The 14,759-nt window shown below is 42.7% G+C and carries 12 protein-coding genes; 2 read left to right on the plus strand and 10 right to left on the minus strand.

What is annotated here, in order from left to right:
• Positions 1-22: 22 nt before the first annotated feature.
• Positions 23-3,928 carry an ATP-dependent RNA helicase HrpA gene (gene hrpA, locus D5I41_RS15460; RefSeq protein WP_119010550.1) on the minus strand — a complete coding sequence of 1,302 codons (3,906 nt, stop codon included), beginning with the start codon at positions 3,926-3,928 and terminating at the stop codon, positions 23-25.
• Positions 3,929-4,088: 160 nt separating this feature from the next.
• Between hrpA and D5I41_RS15465 the strand changes: the two genes are divergently transcribed.
• Entirely contained in the window at positions 4,089-4,340 is a 252-nt protein-coding gene (locus D5I41_RS15465) for a DUF6482 family protein (RefSeq protein WP_119010551.1), read from the plus strand.
• Positions 4,341-4,741: 401 nt separating this feature from the next.
• Here the strand turns inward: D5I41_RS15465 and D5I41_RS15470 are convergent, their stop codons facing one another.
• From D5I41_RS15470 to D5I41_RS15505, 8 genes are all read right to left on the minus strand, one after another.
• Complete coding sequence (locus D5I41_RS15470; RefSeq protein ID WP_119010552.1) at positions 4,742-5,803, minus strand: hypothetical protein; 1,062 nt, start codon at positions 5,801-5,803, stop codon at positions 4,742-4,744.
• A 210-nt stretch (positions 5,804-6,013) separates the two neighbouring features.
• Positions 6,014-6,577 (minus strand): recombinase family protein, encoded by a 564-nt coding sequence (locus D5I41_RS15475; protein ID WP_119010553.1) that lies wholly within the window; start codon positions 6,575-6,577, stop codon positions 6,014-6,016.
• Positions 6,578-7,024: 447 nt separating this feature from the next.
• Positions 7,025-7,618, minus strand: a complete 594-nt coding sequence (locus D5I41_RS15480; protein ID WP_119010554.1) for a hypothetical protein — start codon at positions 7,616-7,618, stop codon at positions 7,025-7,027.
• Entirely contained in the window at positions 7,608-8,519 is a 912-nt protein-coding gene (locus D5I41_RS15485) for a hypothetical protein (protein WP_119010555.1), read from the minus strand. Before D5I41_RS15485 ends, D5I41_RS15480 begins: the two co-directional genes overlap by 11 nt.
• 262 nt (positions 8,520-8,781) lie before the next feature.
• Complete coding sequence (locus D5I41_RS15490) at positions 8,782-10,365, minus strand: recombinase family protein (RefSeq protein ID WP_119010556.1); 1,584 nt, start codon at positions 10,363-10,365, stop codon at positions 8,782-8,784.
• Between the two features lie 99 nt (positions 10,366-10,464).
• Positions 10,465-11,298 carry a hypothetical protein gene (locus tag D5I41_RS15495; protein WP_147094838.1) on the minus strand — a complete coding sequence of 278 codons (834 nt, stop codon included), beginning with the start codon at positions 11,296-11,298 and terminating at the stop codon, positions 10,465-10,467.
• 137 nt (positions 11,299-11,435) lie between these two features.
• The gene (locus D5I41_RS15500) at positions 11,436-12,806 is read right to left on the minus strand and encodes a MipA/OmpV family protein (protein WP_119010558.1); all 1,371 of its coding nucleotides are present in this window, start codon (positions 12,804-12,806) and stop codon (positions 11,436-11,438) included.
• A 110-nt stretch (positions 12,807-12,916) separates the two neighbouring features.
• Entirely contained in the window at positions 12,917-13,606 is a 690-nt protein-coding gene (locus tag D5I41_RS15505; protein ID WP_119011530.1) for a sulfite exporter TauE/SafE family protein, read from the minus strand.
• A 140-nt stretch (positions 13,607-13,746) separates the two neighbouring features.
• On the opposite strand from D5I41_RS15505, the gene D5I41_RS15510 reads away from it, so the two are divergent.
• Complete coding sequence (locus D5I41_RS15510) at positions 13,747-14,196, plus strand: tellurite resistance TerB family protein (protein WP_119010559.1); 450 nt, start codon at positions 13,747-13,749, stop codon at positions 14,194-14,196.
• Here D5I41_RS15510 and D5I41_RS15515 read toward each other — a convergent pair.
• Positions 14,193-14,723 carry a 3'-5' exonuclease gene (locus D5I41_RS15515; RefSeq protein WP_119010560.1) on the minus strand — a complete coding sequence of 177 codons (531 nt, stop codon included), beginning with the start codon at positions 14,721-14,723 and terminating at the stop codon, positions 14,193-14,195. The genes D5I41_RS15510 and D5I41_RS15515 overlap by 4 nt on opposite strands.
• Positions 14,724-14,759 lie beyond the last annotated feature (36 nt).

The raw sequence follows: 14,759 nt of genomic DNA on the forward strand, positions 1-14,759 counted from the left end.
ATGACAAAATCACAGCATAGAATTACGCATTATCAATAGCATTTCGGATGCGTTTATCAGAAATCGGATACGGTGTGCCCAATTGTTGAGCAAAAAAACTGACTCGCAATTCCTGAAGCATCCAATGAATCTCTTTGACTGATTCAGGTACTACCGCGCCCTTTGGTATCTTATTCTTTAGCTCTTGGTACTCTTTCGCCACAGCCTCGATCTTGAGGAGTTGCAAACGGTCGCGGTTAGGGTCGATAGGTAGCTTTTCCATACGCCTTTCAATAGCACGCATATAACGCAAAATATCCGGCAATTTCTTCCAGCCACAATCGGTGGCAAAGCCTTTGTAGATAAGCCCTTCCACTTGCGCCTTAATATCAGACAAGGCAAACGCCATGCTAAGGTCAACACGCCCTTTCAGCTTTTTATTGATATTAAAGGCAGTGGTCAAGATCGCTTCTACCTGCTTTGCAATATCAACCACAGTATCACCAAGCTCTGCACGTACATGCTCTTTCAGCGCTTCAAACTTATCAGACTCCCATACAAGTCCGCCCTGCTCTTCAATCAGCTTATCAACACCACAAGCAATGCAGTCATCAATAAGATCCAGCACCTTTCCAAACGGGTTAAAATACAGGCCTAGTTTCGACTTGTTCGGCAGATTCTGATGCAAGTACTTAATTGGAGAAGGAACATTGAGCAAGACCAAACGGCGCTGACCCGCTTGCATCGCTTGTTGCTGTTCATATTCAGTCTCAAACAGCTTGATTTCAACGCTTTGCTTGGCGTCGACAATGGCTGGATATGCCTTAACTTGATACCCACCACGCTTTTGTTCATACACACGCGGGATCTCACCAAAGCTCCATGTGTGGAGATCTTTTTGTTCGATGTCGTCATCCGCCACCTTAGAGAGGGTTTGTTGTACCTTCTCTTTTAGGCTGTCTTTAAGTTCATACAGATCCGCATGCTCTTTCAATTTGCGATTGCGATGATCGACAGCGCGGAAGGTAACCTTAAGGTGATCTGGGATCTGCTCTAACTTCCAGTCTTCTCTTAGTACCTCTACGCCCGTCATACGGCGCAGCTCTTTCTCTAGGCTGTCAAGCAATGGGGCTTCCATTGGCGTAACTCGAGACAGGAACGCATCCGCATAATTAGGCGCAGGTACAAAGTTACGGCGCAATGTTTTAGGCAATGCCTTGATTAAGCTCACCACCAGTTCATGACGAAGGCCTGGGATCTGCCAATCAAACCCTTCTGGCTGAACTTGGTTTAATACCGGTAACGGAATGTGCACCGTGACACCGTCACTATTATCACCAGGCTCAAACTGATAACTCAGCTTTAACTTTAGGCCGTTTTGATGCCAAAAGTTTGGATAATCTAATTCAGTGACGTGCGATGCGTCACCACGAAATAGCATCTCTTTTTCAAAGTTAAGTAACTCAGGATTGGCTTTACGCTCTGTATTCCACCATGTATCAAAGTGGCGGCCTGAGATGGCATCGGTTGAGACTCGCTGATCGTAAAAGTCAAACAACTCATCGTCATCCACCAAGATATCGCGGCGACGAGATTTGTGCTCAAGCTCTTCAACTTCTTTTAATAGCTTACGGTTTTGCTTAAAGAAGTGGTGCTTGGTTTCCCAATCCCCTTCCACCATAGCGGCGCGGATAAACAACTCTCGACAGAGCGTTGGATCAACCGGGCCATAGTTTACAGTGCGTTTTGGCACGATCGGAATACCGTATAAGGTTACTTTTTCGTGAGCCTGCACTGCGGCTTGTTTCTTAGACCAATGGGGTTCACTGTAGCTGCGCTTTATAAGGTGTTTAGCCAGTGGTTCGATCCATTCTGGTTGAATCTTAGCCACAATACGTCCCCACAGACGGGAAGTCTCCACCAGTTCAGCCGTCATTACCCATTTAGGCTGCTTCTTAAACAGGCCTGATGCAGGAAAGATATGGAAGCGAGCGTTACGAGCACCTTGGTATTCATTTTTTTCTTGGTCTTTCATGCCTACATGCGACAGCATGCCACTGAGCAATGCACAATGTACTGACTGATAGTCTGCAGGTTCATCGTTGACCTTAATATCCAATTCACGCAATGATTGGCTAAGCTGGAAGTACAAGTCTTGCCACTCACGAACGCGCAAGTAGTTGAGATAGTCTTGCTTGCACTGACGGCGGAACTGATTCCCCGATAATGCTTTCTGCTGAGTCTTGATGTATTCCCATAGGTTCACAAAGCTCAAGAAGTCCGAATCTTTATCAAAGAATCGACGGTGCTTATCATCTGAGGATTGCTGTTTATCGCTTGGGCGCTCACGAGGGTCTTGAATAGATAGCGCAGAGGCAATGATCATCACCTCTTTAGCACAGCCAAGACGAGGCGATTCAATCACCATACGTCCAAGGCGAGGGTCAATCGGTAACCGAGCTAACTTACGACCAATACCCGTTAGGCGCTTACGCGGGTCGTTAGCGGTCGGGTTGATGGCACCAAGCTCTTCAAGGAGTCGCACACCGTCTTGAATGTTGCGGCGATCTGGTTTTTCTACAAATGGGAAGGCTTCTATATCACCAAGCCCTAAAGCCGTCATCTGCAGAATAACGGACGCAAGGTTAGTGCGCAGTATTTCTGGATCGGTAAATTCAGGACGAGACAAGAAATCCTCTTCTGAATAAAGCCTGATACAAATACCCTCAGCAACACGGCCACAACGTCCTTTACGCTGGTTTGCACTCGCTTGTGAGACCGCTTCAATAGGCAGTCTCTGTACTTTGGTACGATAAGAGTAGCGACTAATGCGCGCTGTACCTGGGTCAATGACATAGCGAATGCCCGGTACTGTCAAAGAGGTTTCTGCAACGTTGGTTGCCAGTACAATTCGGCGACCACTATGAGACTGGAAGATCCGATTTTGCTCAGACGATGAAAGCCTTGCGTAAAGCGGCACGATTTCGGTATCGCGAAGGTTGCGTTTACTCAGAGCATCTGCGGTATCACGTATTTCACGCTCACCGTTCATAAAGATCAGGATATCCCCTAGCCCCTCATCACAAAGCTCATCAACCGCTTCAAAGATACCTTCAAGCTGGTCTCTATCGACATCATCTTCTCCAGACAAGGGACGATAACGAGTATCAACCGGATAGGTACGACCTGAAACCTCAATAATAGGCGCATCGTTAAAGTGCTTAGAGAAGCGCTCTGGATCGATAGTTGCCGAGGTAATAATGATTTTAAGATCAGGGCGCTTAGGTAAGATGTTTCTCAGATAGCCCAGAATAAAGTCGATGTTGAGGCTTCGTTCATGCGCTTCATCAATAATAATGGTGTCGTATTGGTTCAAGTAGCGATCATGCTGTATCTCTGCCAGTAAGATACCGTCTGTCATCAATTTAACTTGAGTATTTTCACTGATCTTGTCGTTAAAACGCACCTTATAGCCGACGAATTCGCCTAGCTGCGTTTCCATCTCTTCGGCAATACGACTCGCCACTGAACGCGCCGCAAGACGCCTTGGCTGAGTGTGACCAATTAAGCCCTTTTTACCTCGTCCTAATTCTGCACAGATCTTAGGAAGCTGTGTCGTCTTGCCAGAGCCCGTTTCACCGGCAACGATCACCACCTGATTCTCTGCAATCGCCTTGGCGATATCATCGCGCTTTTGGCTTACCGGTAAGATTTCAGGGTAGTCAATGGTGGGCGTATTCGATTGGCGAGACTGCACCGTCATCATGGACTTGGCAATATCTAATGCGATTTCATCAAACACGGTATTTTTAGCACTCTCTTTCTTGATGCGACATGCGCCTTGAATGCGTTTAGATAGGCGAAAGCGATCCTTTATCATGCACTCTTTAAGAGCGGCTTTAAGAGAGGTAGCGGTGTTTGTCTGTTTTTGAGGCTGAGATTGGGTCAAAACGATTCCGAACTGATAACTATGAAAGGTATAACTCGCTAAATTGTATCACAATAGGCTTAAAAATCGTGTATTTGGTTCAGCGATAATTACCTTGCAATGATCCATTTAGGCTGGGTTGCGTAAGTGTTTTCACTCTTCTTTGGCAAGCGAGGAACGCATGGAACTTCTAATTGAATCTCTGGAAGGTGATATTTATTTGGCGTATCAAGTTCAGGGGACGCACAAAGCGCCGTTGCGAGACCAACACAACAACCCTAGGACTTTTCGTAGCCTTGAGCAGGTGCGAGAGCACTGCTCAGGGGAAAATTATCAATCCGCCTCGCTATTGCAAGCAACCGCATATGATGAAATGTGTGGCTTTGGTGAGTCAGAGAGAAATGCTACTGTTATGAACTTAAATTGGTTTTAGTGCCTTTGCAGTTTATCGGTCACACATAAAAAAAGAGGCTCTCTATGAGCCTCTTTTTTGTGTATCGCTTGTTTGTTTTAGAAATCAAACTGCAAATAGACGCTATTGTAGCTGATAGTACGCACACACTTTATTTGAGCTTATACTAAAGTTATTATGTGACCGTGCACCCATAAACTTTAGCTTGTTATGATTTAAATACTCTGATTCCCCAGTTAAACTTTTGACGGCTAGTACGCTTAATAAGCGCACACTTAGCGCATTAACTAAGTTTACTTTGTCAGTGAGGCTCTCAGACCGTCTTTAAGCGGTCCTTTAACGGTAACTCTAGAGCTACTTCATATATTAATGCCTCACCACAAGTCCTCAGGCCTATTTGTGCATTGTTTGAAAGTGTTTTCTTAGTACTCCAAAGCAATAGTATCTTGTTCCCACATCTCAGCAATCAATCTTCCATTACTCCAGTTACTAGCATCCATCCCTAGAGCATCCGCAGTTAGTTGAATAATCTTGTAATGCCATTTTTCATACTTAGGTTCAGTCGAGTAGCCACCACCAATCCAGAAACCATACCTATCCCAATGCAAATTATTAAGTGCACTAAGGCTTGGCATCATATCATCAGGTAATGCACTCAAACGCCCAGTAATGCGTCCTACACGGCTTTCATATTGCTCTTGTTCTGCTTGCTGACGCAACTCCTGCTCAGCCTTAACGTTTGCCTCAGCTTGCTTCAGCACATCCCCTAGGGAGCGTTCTCTTGGCTGGTGGATAGCATTCTGTGCTTCCTTGCTCATTTCACTCATTACAACATCCTGTCTTTCAAAGAACTCCTTAACCATTTGCTCTTGCTGGTCATAATCATTTCTAGTCTCAATAGTCTCCAAACCACCACAAAGTTCAGCAAACTTGCTTTCTACCACATCCCATTCATTCACATTAATGCTAGTGCCTTTAGCCTCAATGCCTAATCGTTCCATCTCCAGAATCAGAACATCCTCAGGGCTCTTTGCTTCCCTACCTGTAAAGTCATCTTCACTCTCAGCTGAAACATACTTGCTCAATTGCAAAGAGTATTCCTTGAACTTCTGAGTGAAAGCACGATCAAAAGCATGCTTGTCTTTATACTCAGTTGACGCACTCTTAAAGTACTCTAAGCCCTCACCATGCTCATTCCCTAATGTCCTATTCACACTTCGAGGCAACACTACCAAGTTCTCAGCCACCAGTTTTCCACCTTTCGAGCTAGGGTATCTATGTCCCACCTCATAATTGAATCTTGTCTTAATTTTTCCGTTCTCACGGTGTATGCCCTTAGCCAAGTTGCTAAAGCGTCTTACATTTAACACAGCAATCAATTCTTCAAATGTATCCGGTAATTGGTTCGAGCCTCCACGCTCTGCCATCCACCACAGCCAGCTATATGCCCCACTATTCATAAACTCATCACTACGGCATTCCATACACTTGCCATACAGCACTGTACGCCTCCGTTTTCTACACGACTTACACGTTTTAATACTGCTCATTCAAATCTCCATTTCGTAACCATTTTCAATAGGGGGACTAGTTTTAAAGTTTACGTATAAAACGTCTCGTAGGCCTTATACGCCAATGGATACGGCTGTTTTTTACTGTTGCACTTTCCCTTGCGCGGTTCACTTTCCAATCAACTACTTTTCTGCCCAGTTGCGAACCACAGTTGAACGACCTAGTTTCAAATGCCTAGCCACTTCGCTTTGTCCCATACCTTGCTGTTTTAACTCCTGTACAGCCACATAGTTCTTTGAACCTGTCGGACGACCCAAGATCTTGCCCTCACCCTTGGCACGCTCTAATCCAAGCATGGTACGCTCACGAATACGGTTTCTTTCAAACTCAGCAAAGCTAGCCATCATCTGCAACATTAAACGACCCTCAGTGCTGCTCAAGTCACTCACTGGAAGATCGTGCACAAACAGCTTGATACCCTCGCTTGCTATCTTGTCCACTGTCATCTGTACATCAATCGCATCTCTCCCCAATCTGTCCAGTTTCAAGACATGTAGCTCATCCCCACTTTCAATTTGGTTTTCTATCATCATTCTAAAGTTCTCCCTGTCCATAGCAGGAACCGAGCCCGAGACCTCATCACTAATTACCCGGTCCGTGTTGATGCCCATACTTTTGAAAGCCTCTACTTGGTTCTCAATATTCAGTTCAGCTTTCGATACTCGCGCATATATAAATTGCCTCATTCTCATTTCCTGTGTTGTGCCATAAAAGGGTGTGTCATTGTCATATTGTATCATTAAGTCTCTTGTCTAGTTTTATGACACATTAAAACAGCATTCCGTGCTTGTACCATAAAACACCCGTTTAATGACACAGTTAATTCCAGTAAAAAACCAACCTCAATTGGCTGGCTTCATAGTTGATAATACTGCGAACTTACATGTTGTGAATCTGACTACCTAATGCCACTTTATTTAGGGTTCTTGGAAACCGACTTCCCCTTTTGCAGTTAATGCGATGTGCCTATATCGCACATACCTCGAGCACCCAAATTCATTTCTTAAATGTATGCATCTTTATATATTCGCTTGAATATAAGGCTTCGGTATAAGGTTATTGGAGGGTTTAAGCTTGTATAAAAAAGCCCCTGATTTTACTCAAGGGCTACACAGTAATTAGATGCTTGTTGCCTAATCGATAATAACGATCCTGCTTTTTTCAAGCTCCTCTATAATGCCTTCTACAACGCCATTCTGCATTGCAGATTTATGTGTATAAAGCGCACCACCAGCCTCTAAATTAACATTAGACATCCATAAGACGTTTGCTTTCTTATCTAGCAGCTGAGCTGTCACACTTGCTGAGTTATCAAAACTGAACATTGCTGTTGATGTGCCCGTGGTAGACGCAGTAGCCGTATTACCCCAAACATTCATGTCAGTGTTCGAATTGTTAAATGAACCCACATATCCTTTTTGTGTTTTACCAATTGAGCTTTTCACTACAAGCACATGGCTAACACCTTGCTTATCTATGTAATCAAGCATTTCTTCATTCGTACGCGCGAACTCAATACTTGTGCGAACTGAAACAACATCAACATTCTCGTCAGTCAACTCTTCAATCAGCTTATCTTCAACTTCAAAATTGTTAGCTACAAAAACACCAAGCTTGGTTACATTCACATTGGTAACGGTTGGAGCAAATCTTGATTTACTATTCGTAGACTGACACCCCACAGTGACCAGAGAAAAAGCTAGTACAAGCAATAATTTAATTTTCATTGCTCAACTCCTCGCTTGATCCTTTAGCTATGTCTAATTGACCACTTAGACCACCATCACGCATCATAAAATCATAAGTAATAACAAAATGCTGGCCCGTTTCCCAATCCATTCCAGCGTTAATTGCATCGTTCTCGTCAAATGTATCTTCTACAATGGAACCTTGGGGATTTCGGTACCTTATTTTTATACTTTGTAGTTTTGTCATGGATAGTTCGTATATATGAGTGGTGTATTCTGAATTGTAACCTTCAAATATAGTTCGGGTATTGCCAGTAGAACTTGTCTTAATATATCCAGTTTCTTCATCAACAACAGTCAACTCAGTGCCTAGAAACTCATATCCTGCCTCAAACATTCTACTTGAACCAACAAGTGTAAATACTGCGGTATGCAAAGGTAATGGAATGTCGGACAATAGTATCTGATTAACACCAGGAACAAGTTTCGTTCTACCAGCAACTGTTAATTGATTTTTAGAGGATACGCTAGGGTCATCATATAAACCTTGCAAACTAGTTATGTTAACAATGAAGTATGTATTCTCGTTGTTATTGGGTACAGAAATGTCACCAGAATCAAAGTCATTATAAGCTTCATAATTACCTTCAGACCAAAGTAGCCCGTCGTTATAATAATCCTCACCTTGTTTAACATCTAACAAATGGTTAGTTGCCTGCAATGGCATCCAATATCCATTGATAGGCATACAAAGAGTATTGTAGTTGAGGCAGTCCTGTTCATAACTAATCTCTGGAGCTGGCATTTTTTCATGACCATACCCGAATACTGAAAAGATTATATCTTTGTCTTGTCCATCACTAGGTGAATTTGAACCACCATCACCGCCACCACAACCTACTAATGTAGAAGCAATCACCAAAGCCAATAAACTGCGCATTTACAAATTCCTTTTATTTGTATTCATATATAAATTCTGCGCAGAAAGTAACAGAAGGCAAAGGGGGGCCAATACCCATTTCGTGCCACTTACACAACTGTATAGGTGATCTATCTCACATAAATTATGGTAAAGAGAATTACCATTTAATTTCCAAATACATCCCTATTAATTCATTGATTTGATTGATAAAAAAACACGCATGCAACAAAAAAGCCCTAAGCTATTAACTCAGGGCTTATTGGTAACTTTGTTCTTCAGCTTAATTCTTTTCGTAATCGTAATCTGTCAATTTCCAGATACCTTTTTTACCCAATCTCCTAATCGCTCTTGAAGGTGTCTTTGCACTCTGGAAAACCTGTTTCACTCTAGCCCCTGACCTCTTATCAAAATGCTCAATAGATACCAAAGAGCACCTATCAATATTGCCTAACTTTATCTTAAAATGATTTAGCATCCGCCTAAGTTCTTCTCTAGCATGAATCTCTATTTGGCCACTCCCCGAACCACCAGCTAAATCAATCAACTCATACATTGAGTTTACACTTTGAAGCTTACCTGTAGACAATTGAGCTTTTGCTATGTCACTTTCAATATTTGATATGTCAGCTTCAATAACGTTAATTTTTCCAGCCAGTTCGCCAATCGACCTATTAACACTCACATTTGAAACATCAAGTTCCAATAAAGAATCTAATTTCTTTTGCAAAACCAAAGCTTCTACAACTAAAGCATCTCTTTTAACTTCCAACTCATTGCTTGAATCAGTAACCCAATAGTTGAAGTACATAGGTCTGATAATCTGGTCTTTTAAAAAGTTCAAGAAAACATCAAATCTAAACAAGCCATGCTCACATGCCCCATTTACACCATTTTGGCATTGAAAGTAGCTAACCCCTTGTCTCTTTGAAGTAATGAAAAGCTCTCCACCACACATGCAACTACCATTATTTCTAAGCAAATTACGATGGCTACTAGTACTTCCCATCCTTATGTTCTTTGCCCTATCCGCTATGCACAGTTGAACTTTGTTAAAAAGCTCAGTAGAGATGACTTTGGGGTAGTAATCCAGAACAGGATCACCAATAGCTACGTTCTTTCTATCAACACTTTTAGTAGGTTGGTATTCGCCAAGAACAGTTCTAGCTTTAAGTAGGATGGATATATTGGCAGGACTCCAATCCTTGCCTCTTGCTGTTTTGAAGCCCATAGAATTGATTTGCTTAGCAACTTTCAAGTTACCCAGCCCTTGAGAGCTTAACTCAAAAACCTTACGAACAATCTCTACTTTGTCATTTACAACAAAGCTCATGCTGTCATCAGTTACATTTAACCAGAACGGGCACTTACGTGTTTTTTTAGAGCCCTTCGGATTAGCCCTTTTAGCTTCCCACACAGCTTGCAAACGCTTAGACTTTACTTCGCTTTCTTCATTAGCACGCTGCATAGTCGCACCCGCTATTATGAAGTCAGAAAAATCCATATCACTGGTGTAACGACGTTTATCAATCAAGGTAACAACATCAACATGATCAGTTATATCCATCAATTGACGCATTGCTTTCTTTATCTTTTCACGGCTAAGTCTATCTAAACTTTCCACCAACAAAACGCTATTGGATGGGATCTTGCCTTGCTGACAAGCCAAAAGAAATTGACCTAAACCTGCATCCTCATGTGCATTGCTTCCAGTCCAAGCACTTACACCAAGATCTTCATAGGTATCCTCAGATAACTCAAGCTGATGCTCTATGCAGTATTTCTCAGCTAAGTCAGTCTGTCTTCGAATTGAATCCCCTGTTTCCTGTCCTTTTGATGAGAAACGCTTATAACTGTACGCCTTCAACTAAACCTCCTGATACAAAAAAGCCCCAGATTTCTCTGAGGCTTATATTCTACTTTATAGGTCTATTGTCAAGGGTATCGAATTGTAATTTCAACCTTACTAATTAGATAAACCGTCTATAGTGAATTGCACAGAATCAATAGCATCGTTATAACTATAGGGAACGGAACTCTCATCATTTTTTAATTCCCAAGAGATGCTGACAATATCACCATTTATAGAGTAAACGTCCCCCAAATAGTATTCGTACAATCCTGTTTCTGAAATATACTTATATAGACTAATGTTATCTAAATAAAACGGAGGCACATCCCCTCCCGAGCCAAAGTTTCTTTTGTACATATAACGGATATGAATTTCAGGGTAACGACCAGCATCATCAAATTCCGTTAGGTATAGAAACTTATTAGGATATGGGCCACCCGTGTATCGATATTCAAGTATTAACCTAATGAAATCGTTATTAATATTGTATTCGAACAATGGTGTTGAACCCGAACCGCAAGGGACAGAAAGAGCATCATTTTCATATATAGATACCAGATCTTCTACTTTCCTATATCGAACATCCTTATCACATAGCTGAATATCTTTATCTATAATCAAAGGGATTTCAGGCTCTACTGGCTCACTTGGATCTCCACAATCAGCACAAGGTTCAGGATCTACAGGTGGCTCGATAGGAAGCCCACCGCTCGGAGGAAGCAACAGTGGTAAATCAGGCAAAGGAGGCTGAATAGCTTCACAATCATCACATATTTCTGGTGGGATTGGAGGCAGTGGTGGCAGTCCTCCTTCTGGTGGGAGAATCTCAGGCTCTGTTGGTGGTGACGGTTCTACAACTGGCGGTTCTACAGGTTTTTGAGAGCTACTGTCATCACCACCACCACAACCAACCAAAAGTACCAAAAAACACAAAGCATATTTTTTCATCATCACACCTCTAAGAATAATCCTGTCACTCTAAATCAAACTTAGAAAGTTGAGTGCCCATTTCATGCCAAGAGCAAAAAAAAAGAACCTATCTTGGATAAGTTCTTTTAAATTGTATGTTTCATATCGCTCGTATTTTATAGGTCTATTGTCAAGGTTACGCTATTGTAGTTACTGCCACCCTTGATACGTCCGTATTGAGACGATTTTTCAAAGATTGCTGAGCGGTGGTGTATTGAATAACCTAACCAAACACCGTCCATTGGTCGATAGTTAAACATCGAACCAAGGTTAACATCCACAGAGAAATCTAAATAGTTCAAGAAGTTGTTAGGTTCATAGCCCTTCTCATCAAATTCATTTTGCTCCAGTGAGTTGATCTTTGAGGTGTAAGACATACCTTCTGCAACACCAAGACGCCAGTCAAACGGCCAAGGTATGGTGTAATATGCCTTGATAGCCAGAATGTATTCTTGGCTTGAGGCTTGGTCATCGTTACTCCAGTGCCAACCGAAACCAGGAGTTAAGTAGATATCTAACGGTAACCCAAACAAACTATCTGTTAGAGGGTGTCCATAGAAAATAGTCGTGATTTGGCTGTTATATGGGTCGTCTTCAATATCACCACCGAGAATATCACCTAAGTTCGATGGCGTTCCCCAACCGTGTGCAATACGCACATAAGGCTTGTTAGAAAGGTGTGATTTACGCGGTTTGTCGGGGTCGTTGAAGAAGCCGATACCCAGGTAGTATTCTGTTTGCACTTGGTCATCGATAACCACTGCATCTTTGGCATTACCATCGAGTATCTGTACGCTAGCCGCGCCTAATAGATAGAAATTCGATATAACGTGGTAATTGGCACGAACACCAACAAAAGTGTCGACACCTGCATCGATATCTTCACCGAGGCCATAATAATAGGAGTTAAAATCACTGCTTTTCAAACGCAACGTACCATAGGGTTGTAACGTCAAAGAGCCAAATTGATACTCACCTTCGGTACCTATTGTTCCATACCAATTCCCATCGGTATCCGTCATTATTTCCGAGTAAGCTAACCATTGGTCAGTGTATTGATATTCTCCTCTGATACCTAAATCGAGTTCATCAGCTCCATATTCATTCTGGATTTCTGCAGGGATATCAACGAAACGAAGTCGTCCTAAAGCCGAAATATTCCAATCACTGTCCTTAGGGTTGTACAGGTATCCCCCTAGGGTTAAGCCTTTCACATAAACGTATTCATTCTCAAAATACAACATTGGAATAAAGGTACTAACGCGCTCAGCATCGTCTAAATCTAATCCATTTACATAGGGCACAGAGGCACTACGCACCACACCTGCGAGGCCCCAGGTTTGCTCTGGATTCTTTTTGGTATTCTCCGCGAGTTGAGGTTCTTCCGACTCGGCTGTTTGGGTCACCGGTCTTTCTTCCGCTATCGCAGCATTGGATAGGCAAACAGCGATCGATGCAGCCAGCATCTTGGGGTGAAATTTGTTCATAGAGTCCTTTCAAAGCTTAAAACTAGCGACAAGGCTAAAAGTCACTATTTATTATAGGCTTACAATTCCAAGAAAGGTAAATATTGTTTTCGGTGCATGTCATTTGTCGGTTAAGAAAGGCCTTGCCAGATGGCGCTCGAACCACTCACTAGGCAAAGAACCAACGAGATACGTCTCATCCACTCTTTTGACAGGTAGTTTACCGATCGCATTGCGACCCAATAACCTAGCATAGCCGCAGGAATAAGTGGCACGGTTAGCCAAAAGTGCTTCATAGTAAATAACCCCATGCCCATAAGCACTATCAAGGATAAGATCGAGCTAAACACAAAGAAGGCCGACAAGTTACCACGCAGGTTATTCGCATCCTGATGCTGGAGTAACAATGCCATTGGCGGCCCTCCGATACTGGAGCTAGTTCCCATAAATCCGGACATAAACCCTGCCACAAACATACGCTTGGGCGTTGGCTCAAGTCGAAATGGCAAGGCACTCACTAAAACGGCGAGTAACACAAACAGTCCAAGTCCCAACGACAGCATACTAGCGGAAACGTAAAGCAGAATTGCGCCTCCCACTAAAGAGCCAGGAATACGCCCGTACAGAGCGAGCTTTAGTCCGCCAATACTGATGTTAGAGCGGAACTTAAAGGCGTTGATGAGTGACACCACCAGCGCCACTAGACAAATAGGCGCGGGGACATAATCTATTGAAATTTGAAATAATAATGGCGCGGCAACAATCGCTAATCCGAAGCCAATAGCCGTTTGAACAAAGGCTCCCACAAAGATTAATAACATGGCAATAAGGGATGAGGTTTCAAATATACCTAGGTCAGGCATCATAACTCCAAAGTAGTTTTTCAAAATTCACTATTGACTTCATTCCCTATAGTCCTGCATATAATGGATAAACGATAAAGAATCATGAGGTCGATCACATGTTCAATAAAATCCATTCTTTGTTTAAAGAGCTATTAGATGGCAACGATCTTGCCACTCACACACAAAAACAGCCTAAGCTCGCTATTGCTGCTTTATTGTGTGAGGTGACTGCCGCTGACCATGAACAAACGCCGCAAGAGTTAGAAGCAGAGCAGCAGATGCTGCAAAAACTGTTAGATGTAACTGCCGAAGACGCCGCTGCACTGCTTGAAAACGCACGGCAACAAGCAAATCAATCCGTTTCTTTGTATGACTTCACTTCGCAATTGAGAGACTTGCCTCGAACTGAACGAAGTGATCTCATTAAAGCAATGTGGACGGTCGCCTATGCCGATGGAGAGCTTGACCCTATTGAGGAGTCCGTCATCCGCAAAGCTGCTGAACTCATCTATGTGGATCACAGCGACTTTGTAAAAACAAAACTAGAGGTACAAGACGGCAACTAGAGCATAGCTAACGCAAGCTTTGCCAAGTTATAAGCATCCGTATAACCTGAATGCTGCCTGCCTTCCCACTCAATGTTTAACGCTTCTTGCGCCGCTCTGTGACCAATTCGTTTTTCTCTAAGACGATGTTGCATGCGGTACAAGGTAGCGAGGTTTACAAACTCAACAAACGGGAAATCAATCCCTTTCTCTTTACATTCGTTGCGAAAGATAATGTCATCTCGCCCCCAGCTTGCGTAAATCTTGTTCGCGCCGCCAAAATTTTTGATCATCGACTTCATCACGTATTCAAGAGGCCTACCCTGCTTTTCAATCTTGCGCGCAGAGATCCCCGTCAATTGAGTACAAAATGGTGAGACTTCGTCTTTTTCAGGCTTCACATAATATTGCGCGCGCTTAACGATTTCTTGCTTAGCTAGATCAATCTCCGCTAAACCAATTTCTATGATTTCACCTGTAATGCCCTTGCCGTTTTCATTCCAGCAACACATTTCTAAATCAAAGCAAACAACTCGGTTATAGTTCATTAAATCTTGTTCATGAGCGATATTAATTGTCGTTAA

Source organism: Vibrio superstes, assembly GCF_003569005.1.
In the GTDB taxonomy this organism is placed as follows: domain Bacteria; phylum Pseudomonadota; class Gammaproteobacteria; order Enterobacterales; family Vibrionaceae; genus Vibrio; species Vibrio superstes.